This is a genomic window from Kitasatospora sp. NPDC056651 (assembly GCF_042792155.1).
Taxonomy (GTDB): domain Bacteria; phylum Actinomycetota; class Actinomycetes; order Streptomycetales; family Streptomycetaceae; genus Kitasatospora.
On record NZ_JBHTWX010000125.1, the window covers coordinates 1 to 26,884 of the forward strand.

At 75.4% G+C, this 26,884-nt stretch carries 12 protein-coding genes; 8 read left to right on the forward strand and 4 right to left on the reverse strand.

The features are described 5' to 3' along the window. The first annotated feature begins 54 nt into the window (after positions 1–54). A complete protein-coding gene (locus tag ACFRAR_RS33230; RefSeq protein ID WP_380703085.1) occupies positions 55–2,241 on the forward strand; it encodes a hypothetical protein in 2,187 nt (728 codons plus the stop codon). Between the two features lie 111 nt (positions 2,242–2,352). After that, positions 2,353–3,813, forward strand: a complete 1,461-nt coding sequence (locus ACFRAR_RS33235) for a WGR domain-containing protein (protein WP_380703087.1) — start codon at positions 2,353–2,355, stop codon at positions 3,811–3,813. A 78-nt stretch (positions 3,814–3,891) separates the two neighbouring features. Here ACFRAR_RS33235 and ACFRAR_RS33240 read toward each other — a convergent pair whose 3' ends face one another. Then, positions 3,892–4,920 carry an LLM class flavin-dependent oxidoreductase gene (locus tag ACFRAR_RS33240; protein WP_380703089.1) on the reverse strand — a complete coding sequence of 343 codons (1,029 nt, stop codon included), beginning with the start codon at positions 4,918–4,920 and terminating at the stop codon, positions 3,892–3,894. A gap of 199 nt (positions 4,921–5,119) precedes the next feature. Then, entirely contained in the window at positions 5,120–5,509 is a 390-nt protein-coding gene (locus ACFRAR_RS33245; RefSeq protein WP_380703091.1) for an SCO5389 family protein, read from the reverse strand. A 268-nt stretch (positions 5,510–5,777) separates the two neighbouring features. Here ACFRAR_RS33245 and ACFRAR_RS33250 point away from each other — a divergent pair, with 268 nt between their 5' ends. Next, positions 5,778–7,280 carry a PLP-dependent aminotransferase family protein gene (locus ACFRAR_RS33250; protein ID WP_380703093.1) on the forward strand — a complete coding sequence of 501 codons (1,503 nt, stop codon included), beginning with the start codon at positions 5,778–5,780 and terminating at the stop codon, positions 7,278–7,280. A 13-nt stretch (positions 7,281–7,293) separates the two neighbouring features. Here ACFRAR_RS33250 and ACFRAR_RS33255 read toward each other — a convergent pair whose 3' ends face one another. Continuing rightward, positions 7,294–8,832 carry an MFS transporter gene (locus tag ACFRAR_RS33255; protein ID WP_380703095.1) on the reverse strand — a complete coding sequence of 513 codons (1,539 nt, stop codon included), beginning with the start codon at positions 8,830–8,832 and terminating at the stop codon, positions 7,294–7,296. A 674-nt stretch (positions 8,833–9,506) separates the two neighbouring features. On the opposite strand from ACFRAR_RS33255, the gene ACFRAR_RS33260 reads away from it, so the two are divergent. Genes ACFRAR_RS33260 through ACFRAR_RS33270 form a run of 3 tightly spaced genes read left to right on the forward strand, consistent with a single transcriptional unit; the run spans position 9,507 to position 21,368 of the window. Beyond that, positions 9,507–12,572: an amino acid adenylation domain-containing protein gene (locus ACFRAR_RS33260; RefSeq protein ID WP_380703097.1), complete on the forward strand. Its 3,066-nt coding sequence runs from the start codon at positions 9,507–9,509 to the stop codon at positions 12,570–12,572. Positions 12,573–12,627: 55 nt separating this feature from the next. Continuing rightward, positions 12,628–18,243, forward strand: a complete 5,616-nt coding sequence (locus tag ACFRAR_RS33265; protein ID WP_380703099.1) for an amino acid adenylation domain-containing protein — start codon at positions 12,628–12,630, stop codon at positions 18,241–18,243. Next, on the forward strand, positions 18,240–21,368 hold the full coding sequence (locus tag ACFRAR_RS33270) for an amino acid adenylation domain-containing protein (RefSeq protein WP_380703101.1): 3,129 nt from the start codon (positions 18,240–18,242) through the stop codon (positions 21,366–21,368). Before ACFRAR_RS33265 ends, ACFRAR_RS33270 begins: the two co-directional genes overlap by 4 nt. 66 nt (positions 21,369–21,434) lie before the next feature. On the opposite strand, the gene ACFRAR_RS33275 is transcribed toward ACFRAR_RS33270, so the two are convergent. Beyond that, positions 21,435–24,515, reverse strand: a complete 3,081-nt coding sequence (locus tag ACFRAR_RS33275) for an AMP-binding protein (protein WP_380703103.1) — start codon at positions 24,513–24,515, stop codon at positions 21,435–21,437. Between the two features lie 328 nt (positions 24,516–24,843). Between ACFRAR_RS33275 and thpR the strand changes: the two genes are divergently transcribed. Further along, positions 24,844–25,461: an RNA 2',3'-cyclic phosphodiesterase gene (gene thpR / locus ACFRAR_RS33280; RefSeq protein ID WP_380703105.1), complete on the forward strand. Its 618-nt coding sequence runs from the start codon at positions 24,844–24,846 to the stop codon at positions 25,459–25,461. Between the two features lie 209 nt (positions 25,462–25,670). After that, entirely contained in the window at positions 25,671–26,450 is a 780-nt protein-coding gene (locus tag ACFRAR_RS33285; protein WP_380703107.1) for an SDR family NAD(P)-dependent oxidoreductase, read from the forward strand. Positions 26,451–26,884 lie beyond the last annotated feature (434 nt).

Genomic DNA, 26,884 nt, shown 5'->3' on the forward strand with positions numbered 1-26,884 from the left:
GGTCCCCGCCCGGCGCGGACGGAGTTGTCGGCCCCGGCTGGGAGGATCCCGCCCATGGATCCCACCACCGCCCTCGCCGGGCTCGACGCCCATCCCTGGGCCGCTCTCTCGCACGCCTACGGTGCGGCCGACGACCTGCCCGACCTGCTGCGCGCACTCGCCGAGGGCGACGGCGAAGAGGCCGAGGAGGCCCTCGCCGAGCTGTACGGCCGCATCCTCCACCAGGGCACGGTCTACCCGGCCAGTGTGGACGCCGTCCCGTACCTGGCCAGGATCGCCGCGGTCGGCGGGGGCCGGACGGTGGACGTGCTCCTTCTGCTCGGCGGGCTGGCCGAGAGCACGGACGAGTGGGAGGTCCCGGACGGTGCCGTCCGGGCCGCCTTCGCCGGTCAACTCCCTCTCGTGCTACCGCTGTTGGATCATCAGGACGGGGACGTCCGGCTGTCCGCCGCGTGGGCGGTCGGCCACACCGGGGAATCCGGAGCGGTGGCGGCCGCCCTGATGGAGCGCCGGGCGGTCGAGGACGATCCGCACGTGGCCGCCGAACTGCTCGTCGCCCTCGGCCGGGTGGACCTGAGCGCGGCCGCCGCCGAAGCCCGGGCGCTGCTCGGGGAGGAGACCCCGGTGCCGCTGCGGCTGGCCGCGGTCCTGGTCTGCCTGCGGGCCGAGGAACGCTGGGGCAGCGCCCACCACGCGGCCGTGCTGGGCCTGCTGCCCGCCGGCGAACTCACCGTGGACCGCTACAGCATGCACCACGAGGAGCCGCTGTACGTGATCGTCGACGGCCTGCTGGACCGTGACACCGAGGCCGGCCTCGACGCGGCCCTCGCCCTGCTGGAGGCCGCCCTGCGCGACCCGCGCCCGGAGGTCCGGGCCGAGGCGCTGCGGGCGGCCGACCACGCCTGTTGCCTCTCGCGCGGCGCCCCGGCCCGGCTGATCCCGGTGATCGTCCCGCTCGCCGACCAGGAGGCGGCGGTGAGCCTGCTGGGGAAGCTCGGCCCGCTGGCTGCCGAGGCCGCGCCCGTGCTCGCCGAACGCGCGGCCCGGCCGGACGGTGTGGCGACTGCCCGGCCCAGCAGCACCCGGCCGAACACCCGGCCTGACGACGAGGCGGCTGCCCGGCCCAGCACCCGGCCCAGCAGTCGGCCCGATGACGAGGCGGCCGACCAGGCCCTGGCCGCGCTGGTCCGGATCGACCCCCGGCAGGCCGCCCCGCTGCTGGCCCGGGACCTCGCCCGGCGCCCGCGCGCCCTCGCCACCGCCGCCGGATCCCGGACAGCGGCCTTCCCCTTCGTCCCGGAGCTGTTCACCGCCGTGCGCGCCCGGCTGGCCGTCGACGGGCTCGGCAACAACGAGACCGCCGACCTCGTCCACCTGCTGCGCCAGTGGGGCCCGCGCGCCGTCACCGGCCTGGCCGAGCTGTGCGGGGTGCTGCCCCGTTTCCCGTACGCCGCCTCCGCGATCGCGGCCGTCGTCGCGGGCGGGCCACCGGCGGTGCGTGAGCGGGCGGCCGAGGCGCTGCGGGCGGCCGGCGGGCCGCTCGTGGTGGCCCGGGCCCACCACGAGGTCACCGGCGAGCCGGCCCTCCTGCTGGAGGCCGTCACCGAACGGCTGGCGGCCTCGCGCGACGTGGACGAGGCGGCGCGGGCGGCCGGGGACCTGGGCGCGGCGGCGGCCGGCCTGCTCCCCGCCCTGCTCGCGGCGGTCAGCGAGGGCCCGGAGGCGACCGCCCGGCAGCTGGACGCCGACATCGCGATAGCGGGCGCCCTCTGGCGGATCGACGGCGACGCCGAGGAGGCGGCCCGGATCCTGGGGTCCGTCCTCGACCGCGCCGACGGCGCGTGGCTCGGCTTCTGGAGCGTCAGCCGCGCCCTGGGTACCGTCGCCTCCCTGGGGGCGGCCGGGCGGGTCCTGGTCCCCCGGCTGGAGGCGTTGCTCGACGATCCGCGGTGGGCTCCCGCCGCGGTCCTCGCCCTGCTGGAGGTCGTCGACCCCGACACCGTCGACCTCCGCCTCGACCGGCTCGCCACGGCCGCGGTCCACTCCGTCGAGGCGGGAGCGGACGCCGCGGGCGGCTGCGAGGCCCTGCGGGCGCTCGGTGCCGCCGCACGGGACGCCTCCCTGTCCTGGTACGTCGGCGAGCTGGCCGAGCGCGACCGCCGGATCGTCACCCACGGCCTCGCGACCGACACCATCCGCGAGGACGAACGGCTGCGTGCCCTGCTGGCCGAGCTGCGCTGACCAGGCCCGACCCCTCCCGGACGGGTTGTCAGTGCGGGGCCGTAGCTTTGGGGGTGTCGGCGGGCCGGTCCCGCCGGCCCCCGTCTCCGCTGCCCGAAAGGGGCCCTCGCCGTGTCCGTCGCCGTGTCCGTCGCCGTGGAAGAGCAGGTCACCTACCTCGAAGTGTCCGAGGAGGAGGGGAGCGCGCACAAGTTCTACGAGGTGCGGCTCTCCGGCCAGGTGGTGACGGTGCGGTACGGGCGGATCGGCGAGTCCGGGCAGAGCAAGGCGACGACCTTCCCGAGCCCGGAGAAGGCGGCCGCGTCGGCCTCCAAGAAGATCGGCGAGAAGGTCCGCAAGGGCTACGCCCCGGCCGTCCGGGGCGTGCGCACGCGCCGGGCGGTGACCAGGCGGCAGATCGTCAGCACCCGCTCGACCGCCCGTCAGGCGCCGCTGCTGTGGCGCTTCCGATCCGGCTCGCCGGCCTTCGGGATATTCGTCGGCGAGGAGCACGCCTGGGTCGGCAACGAGCGCGGCGACGTCTACACCCTCAGCCACGACGGCGAGGTGGTCGCCCGCTACGGTCTGCCGGACGGCGTCAAGTGCATCGTCGCGGACGACTGGTGGATCTACGCCGGTTGCGACGACGGCAAGGTGTACGACCTGGGCGGCAAGATCCCGCGGGTCGCGTACGAGATCGCCCAGGACGTGGACATCTACTGGCTCGACATCCACGACGGCGTGCTCGGCGTCGCCGACGAGCGCGGCGGGCTGACCACGGTGGACCACGAGGACGAGTTCCAGTGGCGCCGCAAGGCCGACGGCCGGTCCGGCTGGATGGTGCGCTGCGACGGCGACGGTGTCTACCACGGCCACTCCGACGGCGTCGCCCGCTACGACAACCGCAGCGGCGACCAGCTGTGGCACGCCTCCACCCGGGGCGGGGTGCTGTTCGGCTGGCAGGAGGCCGAGGAGGTGTTCGCCGGCACCGCCCAGGGCTGGGTGCACCGGCTGCGCAAGTCCGACGGCTCCGAGGTGGCCGCCTACCGCTGCGACGCCGGCGTCTTCTCCTGCGCGGCCTCCCCGGACGGTGAGTACGTCTTCGCCGGGGACAACCACTCCTCGGTGTACTGCTTCGCCGCCGACGGCACCCGGCTGTGGAAGCTCGCCACCGGCTGCGGTTCGGCGTTCAGCATGCAGTACCGGGACGGCCGGCTCTACCTGGTGACCACGGACGGCTCGCTGGCCTGCATCGACGCGAGTGAGCAGGCGGTGCGCGCGGCCGAGGGCGGCACGCTGCCGAAGACCGCCGAGGTGGAGCACGCGGGCTGGGAGCCGGTGCTGGCCGGCGCCGGGGTGGAGACGCTCACGGTGGCCACCGACCGGACGGGCGGCGAGGTCGAGGTGGAGTGCGTCCAGGACGGTGCCCGGCTGCGGGTGCGGGTGGTCTCGCAGGGCTACGACCCGTCCTGGCGGGTGCAGTTCCCCAAGGACATCCGCGTCGCCGGCGCCCGCTACGTCGTCGCCGAGGTCCGGGAGTCCGCCTCCGGCGGCTTCTACCGCACCCGCGGCGAGATCAAGCGCCTGCTCTGACCGGGGAGCCGGGCCCCGGGCGGCCGTACGGCGGGTGCGGCCGCCCGACCGGGTGGCCGGCCCGACCGGATCGGACCGTCAGTCCTGGCCGGGCGCCCAGCCGAGGGCCGGCCCGAGCCGGGTCGCCAGGTCGGTGAGGATCTGCACGTAGTCCTCGTGCCCGAAGCTGAACGGCAGCGCGAAGGCGACCTCGTCGACCTCGCGGTAGCCGGCGTGGGCGCGCAGCCGCTCGGCCAGTTCCTCGGACGTCCCGACCAGGTCCGGGGCGAACAGCAGCCGGGCCGGGCCCTGCGGGGCGAGGGTGCGCGGGGTGCGGGCGAGGGCGTAGGCCTCGTACCTGGCGCGCTGCTCGGGGGTGGCGCTGTCGGTGGGGATGACGACCAGGCCCTGGGAGACCCGGGCGCGCTCGCCGGCGGGGTGGTGCTCGCGGAAGGCACGGATCTGGGCGGCCTGGATGCCGGCGAAGTCGAGCGGGCCGTCGTCCTCCGCCTTCACGACGCTGCTGGTGAGCAGGTTGAGGCCCTGCTCGCCGGCCCAGCGGGCCGAGCGCAGGCTGCCGGCGCCGTACCAGAGCCGGTCGGCGAGGCCGGGGGAGTGCGGCTGGACCCGGCGGGAGTACACCTCGATGCCCTCGGTGCCGGCGAAGTCGGAGGCGTCCTCGCCGCGGACCAGGGCGAGCAGCCGCTCGGCGCGCCGGGGGCTGAAGTCCTCCTGCTCGCCGGTGTCCGGGTAGAGGGCGCCGCGCACCTGCTCGTAGTGGACGGGCGGGCCGACGCTGAAGCCGGGGTTGAGGCGGCCGCCGGAGAGCACGTCCACGGTGGCCAGGTCCTCGGTGAGCCGCAGCGGGTTCTCCCAGCCGATCGGGGTGACGGCGGTGCCGAGCTGGATGCGGCTGGTGCGCTGGGTGGCGGCGGCGAGCACGGCGACCGGGGAGGAGATGCCGTACTGGAGGTGGCGGTGGCGCAGCCAGGCGCTGTCGAAGCCGAGGTGCTCGCCGAGGGCGATGAGGTCGAGGGTGGACTCGTGTCCCCGGCGCGGGTCCGCCTCGTCGAAGAGCCCGATGGTCAGGAAGCCGAGTTTCCGCAGCGGGCGAGGGGTCGGCGACATGGTGGGCTCCGAGGGGGTGGGAAGCGGCCCTGGGCGGGCCGGTCGGGTGGTGCGTTTCCGAACGTACGCAGCCGCCACGCCGCCCGACAAGATCGACGCGGGATCCGGACACGTCCCGCAACGCGGCGAAACGCGGGCGTCACACGAGGCGGCTCCCGCCCGGTCCGGCCGGGTGGGAGCCGCCTCGTCGGGGCCGCCGTCAGCAGCTGCGGAGCTCGGGGCTCTGGTTGCGGATCTGGTTGTGCAGCGAGGTGAACTCGCGGTACGCCTCGCTCTCCTCGGCGCCGGGGCGGAAGGCGCCGACGCGGTGGCAGTTGACGAAGGCGAGCTTCACCCGGAAGTGGTCCTCCAGGCTGCCGCGGATCGCGTTGCTGGCGAGCGCGCGCAGCAGCTGGGCCCGCTGCTCGTCGCTGGGCGTGGTGTTGTCGGTGGTGAACTCCTCGTCGCCGGCGGCGAGTTCGGTGCTGAGGCCGGCCACGACCTGGTAGGCGTACGGGAGCGAGGCGCGGACGGTGTCGAGGAAGGCGGCCTCGTCGACGCGGCCCTGCTGGGCCTGGGCGAGGAGGGCGGGGGAGACGTCGAGCGACATGGAGGTCCTCTTTCGGGGGATGCGTCGGGCTTCTCCGGGCGGCGGCCCGTGACGGGCAGCGGTCACCCGCAGTGGTTATCGAAGATGAAAACCATTGCAAGGAAGACTCTTCCTGTCACCCTGACGCCCTGTCAAGCGAGGCGCCTCGAAGGGCTGACGACGGGGGCGCCGGGAGCCCTGCCCTTCCCCCGGGCGTGCCGGTCCTCCCGTGGGCCGGGCACCGCGTGGCCCCCCGGCAGGGCCGGCGATAGGGTCACCCCGTGGAGCCATGACGCGGCGCGCGCACCTGGAGGACGTGATGGGGGAGGGCGGCGAGGCCCTCGGGCCGCAGTTCGACTTCCTGCTCCAGGAACCCTTGTCCCGGGCGCGCGGCGGGGATTCCCTGCAGAAGCAGCTCCTGCGCCGGCTGCGGGCCGCCGTCCTCGACGGCCGGCTCCCGGCGGGCAGCCGGCTGCCGGGCTCGCGCGCCCTGGCCGAGGGCCTCGGGGTGTCACGCAACACCGTGACCCTCGTGTACGAGGTGCTGAGCACGGAGGGCTACATCGAGCCCAGCAGGCAGGGCACCCGGGTCGCCGCACTGGCCCGCCCCGAGCCGCCGGACCGCGCGCACCCGACCCCGGCCGCGCTGGCGCGGCGCGCCGGGCGGATCCGCGAGCGCGAGCTGGTGAGCGCCGACTCCTACGCCTTCGCGCCCGGGGTCCCCGCCCTGGCCCAGTTCCCCCTGGCGGCCTGGCGGCGCTCCCTGGACCGGGTGCTCCGGGAGGGCGGGACCCGGCTGCTGGGCTACGGCCCGGCCCAGGGCGAACCGGCGCTGCGGACGGCCGTCCTGCACCACCTCGCGCTCGCCCGCGGCATGCGCTGCGCCCCGGAGCAGGTCGTCATCACCGAGGGCGCGCAGGAGGCGCTCTCCCTGTGCGTCCGGCTGGTCACCGACCCGGGGGACACCGCCTGGGTCGAGGATCCGGGCTACCGCGGCGCGCAGACCGCGCTGGCCGGCGGGGACCTGGCCGTGGTGCCCGTCCCGGTCGACGCGGAGGGCCTGCGGACCTCGGCGTCCGACTGGCAGGAGCGCCCGCCCCGCCTGGTGTGCACCACCCCGGCGCACCAGTACCCGACGGGCGCGGTCCTCACCGCGTCCAGGCGCCTCGACCTGATCGAGAAGTGCCGTCAGTACGGTGCCTGGATCGTCGAGGACGACTACGACAGCGAGTTCCGCCACAGCGGCGAGCCCCTCGCCTGCATGCAGGGCCTGACACCCCGCGCGCCGGTGTTCTACGTCGGCACGTTCAGCAAGACCCTGTTCCCCTCCCTGCGGGTGGGGTTCCTCGTGCTGCCCGAGCCGCTGGTCGACCGGGCCGCGCCGGTCGTGGAGGAGCTGCTGCGCGGCGGGCACCGCCACGAACAGCTCGCCCTCGCGCACTTCATGGAGAGCGGCCAGTACGGCAGGCACCTCGCCCGGATGCGCCGCCTGTACCGCCGCCGGCGCGACGCGCTCAGGGCGGCCCTGGCCGAGCACTTCGACGTGCCCCACACCGTGACCGGCGGGGACAGCGGGATGCACCTGACCGTGCGGCTGCCGCCGGAGATCCCCGACCTGCCCCTGGCCCGCGCCGCCCGCCGCCACCGGCTGGCCCCCCGCCCCGTTTCCCAGCACTGCCTGGTCCCCGGCGCCGCCCACAACGGACTGGTCCTGGGATACGGCAACACCCCCGAAACGGCGTTCGTCCCCGGCCTGCGCCGACTCGAGCGGCTGGCCGGGGACCAGGACTGACCTCCGCGGGTCGTCAGGCCCGGTGGTCGGCCGTGGCGGCGGGCCCCGGCAGCCGGCCGACCTTGATCACGAACACCGCGATCGCCACGGCCAGCGCCGCGAACACCAGTCCCAGCTGGAACGCGCTGCTGATGCCGTGCACCAGGACCTCCGAGGAGTACGGCGCCGGGAGGCGGCCGGTGGCCCGGAACAGGGCGGCCTGCTGCGGGGTGGCCTGCCGCAGGAACGCCCCGGCCTGCCGCCGGGCCTCGCTGCCGCTGGCCGTTCCGTACACGGTGACGAGGATCGACAGCCCGAGCGAGCCGCCGACCTGCTGGGTGGTGTTGAGCATCCCGGTGGCGGCTCCGGTCTCGTGCGGGGCGACCCGGGAGACGACGGTGAGGGTGGCGGGGACGAAGATCGAACCCATGCCGAAGCCGAACATCATGGTCGGTCCGAGGATGCCGGCGGCGTAACCGCTGTCGATGTCGATCCGGGTCGCCCAGATCACCCCGCCCAGGACCAGCAGCGAGCCGGCCACCAGGAAGGGCTTGGGTCCGAACCGCACCTGGGTGCGGGCCGCGAACTGGGCGGCGGCGACGATGGCGACGCTGATCGGCAGGAACGCGAAGCCCGCCCGCAGCGGGCTGAAGCCGAGGATCTCCTGCACGAACAGGGTGATGAAGAAGAAGATGCTGAACATCGTCGCGGCCACGCACAGCAGCAGCCCGTACGCGCCCGAGCGGTTGCGGTCCCGCAGCAGGCGCAGCGGCATGATCGGCTGCCGCGCGTGCCGCTCGTTGGCCACGAACGCCGCTACCAGCACCACCGCCAGGGCGAAGGCGGTCAGGGTGACGGAGTCCGTCCAGCCGTGGTCGGAGGCGCGGATGAAGCCGTACACCAGCGAGACCATGCCCGCGGTGGCGGAGAACGCGCCGGTCAGGTCGAAGCGCCCGGGGTGCCGCTCGGACTCGTTGATGTAGAGCGGTGCCAGCAGCGCGATCGCGATGCCGATCGGCACATTGACGAACAGGACCCAGCGCCAGGACAGCCAGGAGGTGAGCATGCCGCCGAGCAGCAGGCCCACGGCGCCGCCCGCGCCCGCGACGGCGGAGTAGACGCCGAAGGCCCGGTTGCGTTCCGGGCCCTCCTTGAAGTTGGTGGCGATCAGCGCCAGCGCGGTCGGCGAGGCGATGGCCCCGCCCACGCCCTGGAGGGCCCGGGCGGCCAGCAGCCAGGCGGAGGACTGCGCGACGCCGCCGAGCAGCGAGGCCAGGCTGAACACCAGGACACCGACGACGAACACCCGCCGCCGCCCGAGGATGTCGCCCGCGCGCCCGCCGAGCAGCAGCAGCCCGCCGAAGGTCAGGGTGTAGGCGTTGATGACCCAGGACAGGTCGGTGGTGTCGAACCTCAGCGCCTGCTGGATGTGCGGCAGCGCGATGTTCACGATCGTGATGTCGAGGACGACCATGAGCTGGGTCGCGGCGATGACGGTGAGTGCGATCCCTGGGTGCTGGCCCCGGCGCGCGCTCGCGGGCGCGGCCTCGGCCAGGGCTCGGGAGGTGGCCATGGCAGGTCTCCCAGTGGCTCGGAGTGAACGACGGGCAGGGGACGGATTCGTTCACCACTACCGACGGTAGCCCCGGGCGATAGGGAACACAATCGTTCATTACGGACAGGCGTCACGTGTCCCGCGGGAGGCGGCCGCGTGGTGCCGCACGCGTGCGGCTCGTGGCGGACGGCACCTCCCGGGGCCGCTGCGGGGCGTGGTGTGCCGGGCCGCCCGGCGCGGCACGGCTGACGATCTTCGCGGAGCCGGCCGGGGAGGGCGGTGCGGGCGTCGAGGGGGCGTTCGCCGGCTCCGCCGGGGAGGAGGGTGACCGCGCTCCGCCGCAGGCCGGGGTCCGGGCCGGAGTTGAGACGATGACGAACGATCAGAAGCCCGCCACCATCGCCGCGTTCCCGCAGGTTGGGCGCGTGCATGACGCTTTTTCGGTGGGCGGGACGACCCTTGACGGCGCTTGGGTTCTCTGCGAACCTCTCGGCAGGTCTGGACCAAGATCGGTCTCTTCGCCGGGGGAGGCCGGCACCGATCCGACGGTCCGCAGGGGGGATCTGCGGGCCTGGAGGGTCGAGGCCCGCAGCGGCCCGTCGGCCGCGCCGCCAGAGCATCCGCGGCGCCGACCACGTCGGTGCCCGGCCACGGGGAACGCACCATTCACCGACTGCCGAATCGAGTCGCCCATGCCGCACTCCCTCCCCCCGCACGCCTCGCCCGCACAGCGGGGAGTCTGGTTCACCGAGCAACTCGGCCAGGTGCACGGGGTGTTCCACATGCCGGTCCTGCTCTCCTTCGACCGGGTCGACACCGAGGCGCTCGCCCGGGCCGTCGCGACGGTGACGGAGCGTCACCCCTCCTTGTCGCAGGTGTTCGTGGAGCGCGACGGCGACCTCGTGCGGGAGCCGGGAGCCGCTCCGGTCCTCGACGTGGTCGACGCCTCCGGGGACTGTGCGGAGGGCCGGGAGAAGCGGCTGGCCGAGGACGTGGCACGGCCGTTCGACCTGGCCGCCGGCCCGCCGGCGCGGTTCACCCTCCACCGGGGCGGCGGCGAGGCGGCGGTCCTGCTCGTGGTCGTGCACCACGCGGTGTTCGACGGGGAGTCCAAGGACGTCCTGGTGGCCGAGCTCGCCACCGCCTACGCGCAGGCGCTGGGCGAGGCCGCGCCGTCCGCCGACCGGACCCCGCCCGTGCCGTCCGCCGCGCCCGACCCGGAGCTGGTCCGCCGCGCGGCGCACTGGTACGGGCCGCGGTGGGCCGCGGCGACCGAGCCCGTCCTGCCGGGACTGCCGCACGCCGTCACGGCCCCGGCGTCCGGGGCGTCGGTCGGATGGCGGACGGACGCGCGGGGCCGGGCGGCACTGGCCGGGGCCGCGGAGCGCTGCGGCGTCACCGTCTTCGAGTTCCTGCTCGCCGCCCTGCACGGACTGCTGCTGCGGTACGGCGGCGAGGCGGTGGCGGTCTCCGTGCCGCTGTCCGTCCGGACGGCCGAACAGGCCGGGGAGATCGGGCTGTTCGTCAACGAGCTGCCGGTGCACGCGCCGGCCGGAGCGGACACCGGGACGCCCTTCGCCGCGTACGCCCGGGCCGTGCGCGCCGAGGCCCGCGGCGGCTACCCGTTCCGCTCGGTGCCCTTCGGGGCGGCGGTCGGCGGACTCACCCCGCGCGCCGGGCTGGCGGCGGTGTCCTTCGGCTACCGGCGCGGCCGGGCCGTGGACCCGGTGTTCCCGGGGAGCGCCGTCCGGGTGGACCGCGCGGCGTTCAACGGCGCCGCCCGCAACACGCTCCACCTCCAGGCGGTCGACGCCGCCGACGGGATCGCGTTCTCGCTCCAGTACGCCCCGGAAGTCCTGTCGCCGGAGGCCGCCGAGCGCGTCGCCGGGCACTACGCGGCCCTGCTGGCGGCCGCGACGGCCGAGCCCGGGACCCCGCTGGGCGACCTGGCACTGCTGGGCGAGGCCGAGCGGCAGCTGGTGACCGAGGAGTGGAACGACACCGCCCGCGCCTACCCGCACCGGCGCACGGCCCTGGACCTGGTGCGGGAGCGGGCCGCCGAGACGCCGGACGCCCCCGCCGTCAGCGCGGGCGCGGAACGGCTGACCTACCGGGCGCTCGTGGAGCGGACCGACGAACTGGCCGCCGTCCTGCGCGGGGCCGGGGTCCGCCCCGGCGACGTCGTCGCGCTGCACCTGGAGCGCTCCGTCGACCTGCCCGCCGTCCTGCTCGCGGTGCACGCCGCCGGGGCCGCCTACCTGCCGCTCGACCCCGCCCACCCCGCCGACCGGCTCGCCTTCCTGCTCGCCGACTCGGGCGCGGCCCTGCTGGTCGCCGACCGGGAGCCCGCGCCCGACGTGGTGGCGGCGGCCCCGGCCGTCCTGCGGCTCGGGGAGGGCGGTGTGGAGCCGGTGCCCGCCGCGGCGGAGCCGGCCCCGCCCGGCGGCCTCGCCTACGTGCTCTACACCTCCGGCTCGACCGGGCGGCCCAAGGGCGTGGAGATCGGGCACCGCGCCCTGGTGAACCTGCTGACCTCGTTCGCGGCACTGCTGGGCTCGGGGCCGCGGGACGTCTGGCTCGGCCTGACCTCGCTCTCCTTCGACATATCCGGGGTGGAGATCCTGCTGCCGCTGACCACCGGCGGCCGGCTCGTCCTCGCCCCGGACGGCGCGGCCCTGGACGCGCCGGGCACGGTCGGGCTGGTCCGCCGCGAGGGCGTGACCCACCTCCAGGCGACCCCGTCGGGCTGGCGCGTGCTGCTCGGCGCCGGGCCGTTGCCGGCCGGCCTGACCGGGATCGTGGGAGGGGAGGCGCTGCCGCTCCCGCTGGCCCGCGAGCTCAGGGGCTCCCTCGACCGGCTGATCAACGGGTACGGCCCGACCGAGGCGACGATCTACGCCACCTGGGCCGACGTCCCCGCCGGGGCGGACGCCGTGGTGATCGGCCGGCCGGTCGCCAACACCAGGGCGTACGTCCTGGACGCGAACGGCCGGCCGCTGCCGGTCGGCATCCCCGGTGAGCTCCACCTGGGCGGTGACGGTGTCGCGGACGGCTACCGGGGGCGGCCCGACCTGACGGCGGAACGTTTCGTCGAAGACCCGTTCACCGGCGGCCGGATGTACCGCACCGGCGACCTCGCGGCCTGGACGCAGGACGGCGAACTGGAGTTCCACGGCCGCATCGACGACCAGGTCAAGATCCGCGGCCACCGGATCGAGCTCGGCGAGATCGAGGCCGCGCTGCTCGACCACCCGGCCGTCACCGCCGTGGCCGTCACCGTGTGCGAACTGGCCGACGGCTCGTCCGCGCTGGTCGGCTACCGGGTGCCCGCACCCGGCAGCGCACCGCTGTCCGACGCCGACCTGCGGGACCACCTGCTGCGCACCCTGCCCGCCGTCATGGTGCCGCGGCAGTTCGTGGCCCTCGACCGGCTGCCGCTCACCTCCAGCGGCAAGCTCGACCGGCGCGCGCTGCCCGCCCCGCCGCACGCCGCCGACGAGCGGGCCGACGCCGGACAGACCGCCGGAGCGCAGGCCGACGAACTCACCGCGAGCATCCTGGCGATCTGGGAGGAGGTCCTGGGCGCGTCCGGCATCGGCCCCGAGGACGACCTCTTCGACCTCGGCGGACACTCGCTGACGATCATCCAGATCACCGCCCGGATCCGCGACGCCTTCGGGGTCGAGCTCGCCTTCGACCTGTTCTTCGACGCCTCCACCCCGGCCGCCCTGGCCGCCGTCGTCCGGGAACTGCGTTGACCGCCGTCGACCGCCCCGCCGCGTCCTCCCCGCTCCACGCCCGAACGGACTGCCGATGACCGACACCCAGGACCTGCCCGCAGACTGGTCCGCCACCAAACGATCCCTCCTCGCCCAGCGCCTGCGCGGCGCCACGGCCCCGGTACGGGTGGTCGAACCCCGTCCGGAGGGCACCGCGCCGCCGCTGTCCAGTGGACAGGAACGGCTCTGGTTCATGGACCAGTTCACGCCCGGCGGGACGGCCTACACCCTCGCCCCGGCCCGTCGGCTGCGCGGGCCGCTGGACCGCGCGGCGCTGGACGCCGCCCTGACCGGTCTGGTGGCGCGGCACGAGGGGCTGCGGATGGCCTTCCCGGTCACCGAGGACGGCCGGGCCGAGGTCCTGGTCGCCGAACCGGGCCCCTTCGCCGCCCGGTTCGTCGACGCCTCGGACGACCCCGACCCCGAGCGAAGAGCCGCGCGGGAGATCGGGGCACTGGTCGCCGACCCCTTCGACCTCGCGGCCGGACCGCTGCTGCGGGCCCTGCTCGTCCGGCTCGCCGACGAGGACCACGTCCTCGCCCTGGTCATGCACCACATCGTCAGCGACGGATGGTCGATCGACATCCTCAACCGGGAACTGGACGTGCTCTACGCCCGGCACGCCCACGGCTCCGAGACCGAACTCCCGCCCGTACCCGTCCAGTTCGGGGACTACGCGCGCTGGCAGCGCGACCGGCTGGACAGCGGCGCCCTGGCCGCCTCCCGCGACTACTGGCGCGCCGAACTCGCCGACGTCCCCGCCCTGGAGCTGCCCGCCGACCGCCCCCGGCCGCCGCTGCTCACCTTCGACGGCGCGGCCGTCGAACTGCACTGGAGCCCGGAACTCGCCGGTGCCGTCGCCGAGTGCGCCCGCGCCCACGGCGCCTCGCCGTACATGGTGCTGATGGCCGGGCTCCAGCTGCTGCTCGGCCGGCACACCGGCCGGCGCGACTTCGCGATCGGCTCGGCCGTGGCGGGCCGGCTGCACCGGGAACTGGAGGGGGTGGTCGGGGCCTTCGTCAACATGCTGCCGATCCGGGCCCGGCTCGAGGACGGCCTCACCTTCGGACAACTGGTCGGCCGGGTGCGGGAGACGACGCTCAACGCCTACACCCACCAGGAGGTGCCCTTCGAGCAGATGGTCGCCGACCTGGACATCGAGCGCGACGTCAGCCGCTCGGCGGTGTTCCAGGTGACCTTCGCCTACCAGAACTACGGCGACCGCGCGGCCGCCACCGCCCCCGGCGCCCCCGCCGAGGGATTCGGGCACGCCGCCACCACCAGCCACTCCGACCTCGCCCTCTACCTGCGGGAGAAGAAGGACGGCGGGCTCTTCGGCCTGATCACCTACCGGACCGACCTCTTCGACGCCGACACCGTACGGCGGCTCGTCGAGCGCTTCGAGGTCCTGATGACCGCGGCGACGGCCGACCCCGACCGGACCGTCGAGGCCCTGCCGGTGGAGACCGCCACCGAGCGCCGTGACGTGCTCGAACGGTGGGCGGCCGGCCCGGCGCTCCCCGAGGACGGCGCGGGCACGCTGACCGCGCTGCTCTCGGCGGCGGCCCGGCAGGCGGGCGACCACCCCGCACTGGTCTTCGAGGACGCCACCGTCACCTACCGCGAACTCGACACCAGGGCGACCGCACTGGCCCGGCGCCTGCGGGCCCTCGGCGTCGGCCGGGACGACCGGGTGGCCGTGTGCCTGGAACAGTCCCCGGACCTGGCCGTCGCCCTGATCGCGGTGCTGAAGGCCGGCGGCTGCTACCTGCCGCTGGACCCGGAGCAGCCGCCCGCACGGCTGGCCCACCTGGTGGCCGACGCCGAGGTGCGCGTACTGGTGACGGACTCGGAGCTGCGCGACCACTTCCCCGGGTACGGGGGCGCGGAACTGCTCATGGACCGGACCGACCTCCGGCCGGACGACGGCCCGGACGCGGCACCGCTGACGGAGGCCTCCGGACCGGACGACCTCGCGTACGTCATCTACACCTCCGGCTCCACCGGACAGCCCAAGGGCGTCGCCGTCCAGCACCGGGAGATCCTCAACTACCTGGCCGGCGTGCGGGAACGGCTGCGGATCGAGCCCGGCGCCCGCTACGGCCTGCTGCAGTCCCTGTCCTTCGACTTCAGCATCACGATGCTGTACCTGGCGCTCACCACCGGCGGCCGGGTGCACCTGCTGCCGCGCCGCATCGCCGGCGCCGAACTCGCCGACCACATCGAGGCCTCGGCCCTCGACTACCTCAAGATGACGCCCTCCCACCTGGCCGCGCTGTCCGCCGACGCCCCGGTCGAGCGGCTGCTGCCGCGCCGGGCCCTGGTGCTCGGCGGCGAGGCCTCGGCCCAGGCCTGGGCCGCCGACCTGGCCGGCCGGGGCGACTGCGCGGTGTTCAACCACTACGGCCCGACCGAGGCCACCGTCGGCGTCACCGTCCACGAGGTCCTCCCGGAGGAGAACGGCCCCGGGAACACCCCGATCGGCACCCCGCTCGCCGGAGCGCGCTGCTACGTCCTGGACGAGGCCCGGCAGCCGGTGCCGCCCGGCGTGACCGGCGAGCTGTACCTCGGCGGGCAGCGGCTGGCCCGCGGCTACCTGGGCCGCCCCGACCTGACCGCCGAACGCTTCGTCGAGGACCCGTTCGCCGGCGGCCGGATGTACCGCACCGGCGACCTGGCCCGCTGGCGCCCATCGGGGCCCGCCCGGCCGGAGGCCGGGGGAGGGGTGCTGGAGTACCTGGGACGCGCCGACGACCAGATCAAGGTCCGCGGCTACCGGGTCGAGCCCGGCGAGATCGAGGCCGCGCTCACCGCACTGCCCGGCGTCACCCAGGCCTTCGTCACCGTCCGGGGCGAGGGCATCCGGCAGAACCTCGTCGCCTACCTGGAACGCGAGGACGGTGCGACCCTCCCCGCCGCGGCCGAACTGCGGACGGAACTCGGCGCCGTCCTGCCGGACTACATGGTCCCCGCCCGGTTCGTCGTCCTGGACCGCCTGCCGCTGCTCGCCCACGGCAAGATCGACCGCAAGGCGCTGCCGGAACCGGAGGACGCCGCCCCGGCCGCCGGGCACGTCGAACCCGAGGGCGAGACCGAGACCCTGATCGCCACGATCTGGGCCGAGGTGCTCGACGTCGCCCGGGTCGGCGCGCTCGACGACTTCTTCGAGATCGGCGGACACTCGCTGCTCGCCACCCAGGTCGTCGCCCGGCTGCGCCGCGCCTTCCCCGACCTGCCCACCCCGGTCGGCGTGATGGACCTCTTCCGCTTCCCGACCGTCCGCGGGCTCGCCGGGCTCGTCGCCGACCCCGGCGCCGACCGGGGGCCGCAGGGCCTGCTGCACCGGCTCACCCCCGAACGCCGCCGCACCACCGCGAGCGTCGTCTGCGCGCCCTACGGCGGCGGCAGCGCGCTGATCTACAAGCCGCTCGCCGACGCCCTCCCCGAGGACTGGGCGCTGCACTCCATCGCCGTCCCCGGACACGAACTCGGCGAGGAGCCGATGGACGTCGAGGAGGTCGCCGACCGCTGCGCCCGCGAGATCGTCGAGAACGTCGAGGGCCGGATCGTGCTGTACGGGCACTGCGGCGTCGGCGTGCGCCTCGCCGTCGAGATCGCCCGCCGGGTCGAGGCCGCCGGCCGGGACATCGACGCCGTCCACCTCGGCGGCATCTTCCCCTTCGCCCGCCCCAAGGGGCGCGGCGCGGCGGTCGGCGAGCGGTGGGCCCAGCTCCTCGACCGGATGCGCAGCGACCAGGACATGATCAACGGGCTGGCCGCCGCCGGGCTGGACACCGACGACATGGACCCGGAACAGCTGCGGCTGATCGTCCACAACCGCCGCACCGGAACCAAGGACGTCGAACGGTACTTCACCCGGATGTTCGGGACCGAGGGCGGACGGATCAAGGCGCCGGTGATCGCCGTCTGCGGCGAGCGGGACCCGGCCACCGAGTTCTACCAGGAGCGCTTCCGCGAGTGGCACCGGATCGCCGACACCACCGCGGTCGTGGTCCTCGACGAGGCCGGCCACTTCTACCTCAAGTACCGGGCCGCCGAACTCGCGGACATCGTCACCGGCGTCCACCGCTCGATCGCCGAGGGGCAGGAGGACCGCCACCGCCGCACCGGCGGCGCGACCTGGTGGCTGGCCGGGCTCTCCCGGGACGCCGAACGGCCGGCGGCGGACGGCGCGAGCGCACCCGTCCGCCCGACCATGCGCCGCTTCCTCACCGTCGCCTCCGGGCAGCAGGTGTCGATGATCGGGTCGGCGCTCACCGAGTTCGCCCTCCCGGTCTGGATCTACCTGCGCACCGGCTCCCTGGCCCAGTTCGGGCTGCTCGCCGCCTGCGGCCTGGTGCCCGGCATCCTCGCCGCCCCGCTCGCCGGCGCCATCGTCGACCGGGGCGACCGGCGACGCACCATGCTCCTCGGCGACCTCGCCGCCGGCGCCACCCAGGCCCTGCTGCTGGTGCTGTACGCCACCGGCGGCCTGGAGGTCTGGCACGCCTACACGCTCGTCGCCGTCCTGTCCGCCGCCCTCTCCTTCCAGCGGCTCGCCTGGAACGCGGCCGTGCCGCAGCTCGTCCCCAAGCGCTACCTCGGCCGCGCCAACGGCGTCGTCCAGATGGCCTTCGGCCTCGCCCAGTTCCTCGTGCCGCTGTTCGCCGTGGGCCTGCTCGCCGCGATCGGGCTCGGCGGCATCCTCGCCGTCGACGTGGTCGGCTACGCCGTCGCCATCGGCGTCACCCTGGCCGTCCGGTTCCCGGACGTGATGGGCGCCACCCGGCGGGAGAGCATCTCCGCCGAGATCCGCGAAGGATTCCGACGAGCCCTCGGCAGCAGGCACTTCCGGGCGATGCTGCTGTACTTCGCCGTCCTGAACGTCTTCCTCTCCCCGCTGTTCCTGCTCACCACCCCGCTGGTGCTCTCCTTCGCCCCGCTCGCCTCGGCCGGCTGGGTGTCCACGGCGGCCGGCCTCGGCGCCGTGCTCGGCGGGATCACCCTGGTGGCCTGGGGCGGACCGCGCCGGCAGAAGCTGCGCGGGGTGCTGTTCGCCACCCTCGCGGTCGCCGCGGCCTGCCTGCTCACCGGGCTGCGCCCGTCGACCTGGACGGTCTCCCTCGGCGCGTTCGGCATGACCTTCGCGCTCTCGCTGCTCAACGGCTCCTACGCGACCATCGTGCAGACCAAGGTGCCGCTGCGCTTCCACGGCCGGGTGATCGCGGTCAACACCATGGTCGCCTGGTCGACCCTGCCGGTCGGGTTCGCCGTGGTCGCCCCGTTCGGCCCCGGGCTGCTCCAGCCGCTGATGGACCGGGACGGCGCCCTCGCCTCGACCCTCGGCCGGCTCATCGGCACCGGTGACGGCCGTGGCATCGGGCTGCTCTACCTGCTGTTCGGCCTCGCCATGGCCGCCCTCGCGCTGGTCTGCCTGGCCGTCCCGGTGCTGCGCCACTTCGACCGGGACGTGCCCGACGCCGAGCCCGACGACCTGGTCGGCCTGAAGACCCTCCAGGACCGGGCCGCGGCCGAGGCCGTCGCCGAGGCCACCGCCGAAACCAAGGCCGCCGCCGCTGCCGCCGAAGCGGCCCCGGCGCACCGCTCCGAACTCCCGCACCGCTCCGAGACCGAGGTGACCGTCCGGTGACCACCGCCACCCACCACCCACTGACCGCCGAACAGCGCCGGCTCTGGTTCCTCCAGCAGCTCCACCCGGACGACGCCGGGTTCAACATGTACCTCAACCGGCGCTGGACCGGCCCGCTCGACCCGGCGGCCCTGCGCACCGCCCTGAGTCGGCTGGCCGCGCGGCACGAGATCCTCCGCACGCGCTTCGTGGTCGACGGCCCCGACGCGGCGGAGCCCGTCCAACTGGTCCAGCCCCCGGCCGAGATCGACCTGGTCACGCTCCGGCTGCCCGAGGACGCCACCGAGGCGGACTTCACGGACGCCTGCCGCCCGTACGTCAACGCGCCGTTCGACCTCGCCGCCGCGCCGCCCCTGCGGGCGACCCTGATCAGCGCGGGGGAGCGGGAGCACGCGGTCAGCGTCGTGGTCCACCACATCGTCGCGGACGGCTGGTCCTTCCGCACCATGTGGCGCGAGCTGCTCGCCCTCTACCGCGAGGCGATCGGCGAGGCGCCCGCCGACCTGCCGGAACTCCAGCTCCAGTACGGCGACTTCGCCCGCGCCGAACAGGCCAGGACCGGCGGGGCGTCGGGCGAGGAGGCGTTCCGGTTCTGGGCGGAGCGGCTGGCCGGCACCGGGGCGCTGCGGCTGCCCTTCGACCGGCCGAGGCCCTCGGCCCCCACCAGGCCCGCCGGGTTCGTCACCGTCGACCTCGGCCCCGAGCTGACCGCCGACCTCGACCGGCTCGCCCGGCAGGAGCGGTGCACCCCGTTCATGGTGCTGCTCGCCGGCTACCAGTGCGTGCTCGCGCGCTGGACCGGCTGCCCGGACTTCGTGGTCGGCACCCCGCTGGCGGGCCGCACCGAGAAGGCGCACGAGGCGCTGCTCGGCTACTTCAACCGCACCGCGGTGATCAGGTCGGACCTGACCGGGGACCCGGACTTCCGTACCGTGCTGAAGCGGACCAGGTCCGCCGCGCTCGCCGCGCTGAGCCGCCCCGACGCCCCGGCCGAGCGGCTCGCCGCCCACCTGGGCCTGCCCGCGGACACCGGGGCCGGGCCGCTCTACCAGGCCGTCTTCGTCCACCAGAGCCAGAACGAGGTGACGGACGGCTCCGGCGGGCCCGCGCTGCCCGAGGGCGTCCGCACGACGAGCATGGACTCCGGCTTCGAGCAGGCCAAGACCGACCTGCTGCTCGACAGCTGGCGCACCGCCGACGGCGGCATCACGCTCTCCTTCAGCTACGACCGCGAGCTCTTCGACCGGGAGACCGTCGAGGCGCTCGGCGGCCGGTGCCGCGAGCTGTACGCGCGGATCGTCCAGGACCCGGAACTCCCGCTGCACGGCGACTGGTTCGTCGGGGCGCGGGAGCGCGCGGCGCTGCTCGCCCTGGGCGCGGGCCCGGCCGCTCCGGCCACGGTGCGCACGGTGCTGGAGCGGTTCGCGGAGCAGGCCGCCACGCGGCCGGACGCGCCGGCGCTGGAGTGCGAGGGCCGGACGCTGTCCTACGCCGAACTCGACCGGCGCTCCACCGAACTGGCGCGCCGGCTCGGCCCGGTGGCCGGCCGGGTGGTCGCGGTGTCGATGGCGCCCTCCGCCGACCTGGTCGTCGCGCTGACGGCGGTCTGGAAGGCCGGCGCCGCCTACCTGCCGCTCGACCCGGCCCACCCCGAGGACCGCCGCGCCCTGATGGTCCGCGAGGCCGACGCCGTCCTCACCCTCACCGGCACCCACCTGCCGGAGGCCGGGGCCGGCGAACTCGCCCCGGTCGACCCGGAGGGCCTGGCCTACGTCCTCTACACCTCCGGCTCCACCGGGACGCCGAAGGCCGTCGCCGTCGACCACACGGCGGTGTCCGCCCGGGTCGACTGGATGACGGGCTCCGACGGCTACGCGCTGGGCCCGGCCGACCGGATCGTCCAGTTCGCCTCCCTCGGCTTCGACACCCACGTGGAGGAGATCTGGCCGGCGCTGGCGGCCGGGGCGTGCGTCGTGCTGCTGCCCGGCGGCGGCCGGACCCTGCCCGACCTGCTGGACGGCCCGTCCGGACGCTCCGTCACCGTGCTGGACCTGCCGACGGCCTACTGGGAGGAGCTGGTCGGCCTCGGCGGGCAGACCCGCTGGCCGCGGGCGCTGCGGCTGGTGGTCATCGGCGGCTCCGAGGCACACGCCGACACCGTGGCCCGCTGGCGCGAACGGCACGCGGACACCGTCCGGCTGGTCAACACCTACGGCCCCACCGAGGCCACCGTGATCGTCACCGCGGCCGAGCTGACGGAGGCGGACACCGACCGCCGGCCCACGCTGGGCCGTCCGCTGCCCGGGGTCAGGCTCCACGTACTGGACGAGCGCGGCGGGCTGCTGCCCCGGGGGTCCGAGGGCGAGCTGTACATCGGCGGCAGCGGCCTGGCCCGGGGCTACCTGGGCCGGCCCGAGCTGACGGCGACCGCCTTCCTGCCCGATCCGTACGCCGGCGGCGTGATGTACCGCACCGGGGACCGGGCGCGGTGGCGGGCGGACGGCCGGCTGGAGTTCCTGGGCCGCGGCGACGCGCAGGTGAAGCTGCGCGGCTACCGGATCGAGCCCGCGGAGATCGAGGCGGCGCTGACGGCGCACCCGGCCGTGGCGCAGGCCGCGGTGCTGGTCCGGGACGGCCGGCGGCTGGTGGCGTACGCCGTCCCGAGCCCGGGGGCCGAGCCCGGCCCGGCCGAGCTGCGCGAGCACCTGGCGCTGCGGCTGCCCTCGTACATGGTCCCGGACGCCGTGCTCACCCTGGCCCGGCTGCCGCTGACCGCGAACGGCAAGCTCGACCCCGCGGCCCTGCCCGACCCCGGGACGGCCACCGGGGAGGACTACGTCGCGCCGCGCAGCGATGCCGAGCAGCTGGTCACCGAGCTGTGGCAGGAGGTCCTCGGGGTGCCGCGGGTCGGCGTGTTCGACGACTTCCTGGCGCTCGGCGGGGACTCCCTCCTGGTCACCCGGGTGGCCGCGCGGATCCGGTCCGGCCTCGGCCTCGACATCCCGATCCGCGACGTGTTCGAGAGCAGCACGCCGGCGGCCCTCGCGGCCCGGATCGAGGCGCTGCTGATCGCCGAGATCGACGCGCTCAGCGAGGAGGAGGCGGCCGGTCGGCTGACCGGCTGAACTCGGCCGGGCGGGGCGTGATCCGGGGGCGCGGTCGGTGACGACCGCGCCCCCGGCGCATCCGGGTCACCTGCCGGCGGCCCCCGCCAGCGCGGCGGCGAGGTCGTCGGCCAGCGCCGTCATCGTCCCCGCGTCGAAGGCGTGCTCGTTGTACCGCAGCCAGCACCGCAGTTCGCCGTCCGGCTGCTCGGTGACCGCGAGCTCCGGGACGTGCCGGTCGCCGCCGGGCAGCGGGTACGGCACGGTGGCGTTGCGCGGCAGCTCCCACGCGGCGCAGGCCACCCCCGGCAGCTGGGCCGGCGCGCTCCAGTTCTCGTACCTCAGCCAGGCCGCGAACGGCACCTGCGGGCTGAACTCCGCGAACGGGTACAGCTGGTGGTCGAGCGCGGCGGTGGCGGCGGACCGGACGCGGTCGAGCAGTTCGGCGAACCCGGGCGCGCCCGACGCGTCCACCCGCACCAGCAGCGACTGCACGAAGCAGCCGACCGCCCGCTCCGCCTCCGGCCTGGTCCGGCCGGGCACCGGAGTCATCAGGACGAGGTCCTCCCGGCCGCTGCGGGCGGCCAGCAGGCCGCTCCAGACCGCCGCCACCGCGAGGAACGGGGTGGCGCCCAGCTCCGCGGCCCGGGCCCGCAGCGCGTCCGCCGCCCCGGCCGGCACCGTGAACGCGTGGGCGGCGCTCAGCACCACCTCGGTGTGGCGGCGTCCGGGGAAGGGGTCGATGGCCTCGGGCGCGTCGGCGAGCGCCGTCGCGAAGTGGGTCCGGGACGCCGGCCAGTGGGCGTTCGACCACTCCACCAGTTCGCGGTACTCCGGGCCGGGCCTGGCGGCGGGCGCCCGGCGGCCGTTGCTCAGCGCCGAGTACAGCACCCCCAGGTCGCGCAGCAGCAGGCCCAGCGACCAGCCGTCGCTGACGAGGTGGTGGACGGCCAGCATGACGGCGTGGTCCTCCGGGCCCCGGCTCACCACGGCGAGCCGGGTCATCGGGTCGTAGGCGAGGTCCGTCGGGCGGTCGCGGACGGCGACCAGCCGGGCCGACACCTCCTCGTCGCTCTCACCGGGTGCGCCCGCCAGCACCACGTCCGCGCGGGGCTCCGCCTGCAGGACGGCCCGCAGCACCCCGGGCTCGGCGTCGGGCACCGGCACGAACCCGGTGCGCAGCGCGGGGTGGCGGCGGATCGCCTCGTGCAGGGCGTCGGCCAGGACGTCCGTCCGCAGGGCCTGGGTCACCCGGAACATCACCGCCACCGAGCCGACGTTGCGGCCCGGGGCCTCGGCCATCCAGCGCAGGAAGTTCTCCTGCTGCGAGGTGAGCGGCAGGTCGTGCGGCTGGGCGCGCAGGGAGCGGAGGAACGCCGACACCTCGGCCCCGGAGCGCTCCTCGGGCCCGGCCGCGGTGGCCTCGGCCCGCTCCAGCCAGGCCGCCTGGGCGCGCAGCGAGGGCCGCTCGAAAACCAGCGCGGTGCGCGCCGCCACGCCGAACTCGGCGGAGATCGCGGCGGCCAGCTGGACCGCGCGGAACGAGTCGCCGCCGAGGGCGAAGAACTCGTCCTCCACCGCGCGGACCGGCCGCCCCAGCACCGTCCGCCACAGGCCCGCCAGGGCGAGTTCGCGCTCCGTCTCCGGGGCCCGTCCGGCCGCCGGGGCGGGCTCGTCGAACGCGGGCCGGAGCTGGTGCTTGACCACCTTGCCGCTGGGGTTGCGCGGCAGGGAGTCCACCACCAGGACGCGCACCGGGAGTTCGGGCCGGGCGAGCCGCTCGCTCAGGAACAGCCGCAGGCCGTCGAGGTCGATCCCGCCCGGCAGCGGGACCACCGCGGCCACCGGCACCTGGCCCATCACCGGATGCGGCAGGCCGAGCGCGGCCGCGTCGGCCACCTGCGGGTGCTCGTGCAGCACCGCCTCGATCCGCAGCGTCGAGACCTTCAGCGCACCGGACTTGACGATGTCGCTCTCCCGGTCGACCAGGTGGAGGAAGCCGTCCCCGTCCAGCCTGCCGAGGTCGCCCATGCGCACCCAGCCGTCGCGGAAGACGGAGTCGGAGGACGCGCCGGCGTACTCGCGCGGCGGGCCGGGCTGGCGCAGCCAGATCTCGCCGGTCGCACCGGGCTCCACCGGCTTCCCGGCGTCGTCCAGGATCCGCAGGTCGGCCGGGTCGGTCGGACGGCCCACCGAGCCCGGGCGACTCGGGTCGACGATCGCGGATATCTGGGCGGGGGACGCCTCGGCCGAGGTGTAGGTGTTGACGACCGTCGCCTTCGGCAGGGCGGCGGACAGCCCCGCGGCGACGGCCGGCGGGAGGGCGGCGGCGGTGGAACTGACCAGCAGGACGCTGCCGAGGTCCCGGCGGTCGGCGACCGCGGAGTTCAGCAGCTCCACCGCCATCGACGGCACCAGGAAGACCGTGCCCGCGCCGAACTCCTCGACCACCCGTCCGAACTCCTCCGCGTCGAAACGCGGCAGGCAGATCGTCGTGGGCTGCGCGGTCAGCGCGTTCACCAGGACCGCCTGGGCGGCGTTGGTCCCGATCGGGAAGGCGTGCACCGCGTGCCGGGAGTGCGCGTACGGGCGGGGGCGGGGGTTGAGGACCAGCCCGGCGGTCAGGCTCGCGTGCGCGGCCCGGACGCCCTTCGGCGTGCCGGTCGTCCCGGAGGTCCCGATGATCTGGGCCAGGTCCCCGGGGCCGACCCGGTGCGGCGGCTCCTGCCCGTCCCGGACACCGGGCTCCTCCGACTCCTCCAGCTCCTCCAGCCGGGCGGTGGGCAGCGCGGTGCGGGGGCCGCCCCCGGCGATCGCCCGGCTCGCTCCGGCGACCTCGACCAGCCGCTCGACGTCGGCCGGGCCCAGGTCCTCGCGGATCACCAGCCCGGCCGCGCCCGCGTAGTGGGCCGCCAGGAGCGCCACGGCGTACGCCTCCCATTCCCGGTTGGTGAACAGCAGCGCCACCGTGTCCCCGGGCCGGACACCCGCCCGGGCCAGCCCGTGCGCGGCCCGCACCGCCCGTTCGCGCCACCGGCCGTAGGTGAGGCTCCCGCCGCCCGGTACGAGCAGGGCGACGCGGTCGGGATGGAGGGCCGCCCGGTGGTCCAGGAGCGCGGGGAGCGTGAGCGGGACGGAGGCGGGCTGGGCGCTGATGACGACTCCCAAGAGGCTTTCGGAGCGTGGCAGAGCGATACCGGAGGAAGATCGGCCGCTGATTGGTCCAGACCGTATCGGAACGGTGAAGGAAGACGCCAGATCCGTCCACGGATCGTCACGACCCTTGCGGCACAAGCCCGGAGCGCCACTCCGCAGGGGGTCGCGGACCGGCTCGGGGGAGGTTGCGCCGGGGGTGCGGCTGGTCCTGGTGACGCCGTGGGTGGTGAGGCCGCTCCCGCGGATCCCGACGACCGTGCCGTACCCGCCCGTCCGCCGGCGCACGCGGGCTCCACCACCGGTGAGCACCGGCGATCCGTCCTCGGTTAGCCTCCCCCACGTGGACGATCACACCGAACCCCCGACCCGGCGGGTCTTCGTGGCCCTGGCTCCGCCCGACGAGGCCAAGGACGAACTGGCCCGTGCCCTGGAGCCCGCCTACGCCGGGTACCCGCGGCTGCGGTGGAACCGGATCGAGGACTGGCACATCACCCTGGCCTTCCTCGGCGAACAGCCGTCCACGGTGGTGCCCCCGCTGCGCGCGGCGCTGGCCGACCGGGCCGCCTCACGCCCCGCCCTGCACCTGGGTCTGCGGGGCGGCGGCCACTTCGACCGGCGACTGCTGTGGACCGGGATCGACGGCGACCTGGAGCAGCTGCACCTGCTCGCCGCCGACGTCCGGGACGTGGTCAGGTCCTGCGGGATCGAGTTCAGGGAGCGGCCGCTGCAGCCCCACCTGACGCTGGCGCGGTCCCGCCGTGACGACTCCGTCAGCGTCCCGCTGGCCGCGGCCGGGCTCACCGGGTTCGCGGGCCGCCGCTGGCGGACCGAACGCCTCCACCTCGTCGGCAGCAACATCGGCCGCGGCCCCGGGCCGATCCACTACCGCGACATCGAGGCGTGGCGCTTCGGCGTCGCCGTCCGGGCCGGTGGCGGCGACGCCCCCACCGAGCCGTAGCCCGCGGGCCGGCGCTCGCTGGGGCCGCAGGGGCTGGGGATCCGCTGTCGTGCCGCTGGTGGGGCTGGGAGGTCGGATATCGGACAACAGGCCGCCCGCACGGTCCGGGATCTCCCGACCCGGGCAGGTACGAGGGGCCGGGGTTGTCCGGCATCCGGTCATGACGACCCGGAGCCGCCCCGGATCCGACAAGAGGGGAATGTTCCGCCATGGGTGAACTGGACGGCAGGACGGCACTGGTGACGGGCGGCTCGCGCGGGATCGGACGGGCGGTCGCACTGCGGCTCGCCGCCGACGGGGCGTTGGTCGCGGTGCACTACGCCGGCAACGAGGAGGCCGCCGCGGAGACGGTGGGGCTGATCGCCGGATCCGGCGGCCGGGCTTTCGCGGTGCGGGCCCGGTTCGGCGAGGACGGCGCGCTGGACCAGCTGTTCGAGGGCCTCACGGCCGGGCTGGCGGAGCACGGCGAGGACGGCCTGGACGTCCTGGTCAACAACGCGGGCATCCACGTGATGGCCTCGATCGGGCAGATCACCGAGGAGGAGTTCGACCGGGTGATGGCGGTCAACCTGCGGACCCCGGTCTTCCTGATCCAGCGGGTCCTGCCGCTGCTACGGGACGGCGGGCGGATCGTGAACGTGGCCTCGACGGCCGCCCGGATCGGCGCGCCCGTCCAGATCGGCTACGCCGTCAGCAAGACGGCGCTGACGGCCCTCGCCGCCCCGCTCGCCAACGAGTTCGGCCGGCGCGGGATCACCGTGAACACCATCAACCCCGGTGTGATCCTCACCGACATGACGTCCCCGTGGGTGAACGCCCAGGAGACCAACGGCTGGGTGGAGTCGCTGACCGCCCTGGGCCGGATCGGCCAGCCGGAGGACGTCGCCGACATCGTGGGCTTCCTGGCCGGCGCGCAGGGCCGCTGGGTGACCGGTCAGGCCATCGACGCCTCCGGCGGCTTCTACCTCGGTCCGATCCCGCCGGTCTGACCGCACCGCGCTCCCGGCCCGGAAGCGTACGGGCGGGATCGGGAAGTGCCTCAGCAACTCCGCCATCCAGGCGGCCGGGTGGGTGGCCGTCGCCGCGCCGCCGGGCAGGGCGCGGGCCTTGCGGATGCCCTCCACCAGCGCCGCGACGGCGGCCTCGGCGGTGTACCGCTCGGCGACCCGCCGGCGGCCCGCAGCAGCGGGATCTGCTGGTTCAGCACGCGGATGCCGCCCAGCGGGAACTGGAACTCGAACGACGCGTAGATCACTCGGCCGGTCATCGCACCCTCCCGGGGACGCCAGGTGCGGTGAGACCGACTCACCGGCACCCCCCGCCTCCTAACCGCTCCGCCTCCGGCACACGCTCCGTATCGGGACGGTCGGTGAACCGCACGGGTCGGGCCGGGGGGCGGCGGGGGGGGGGGGGCCCCCCCCCG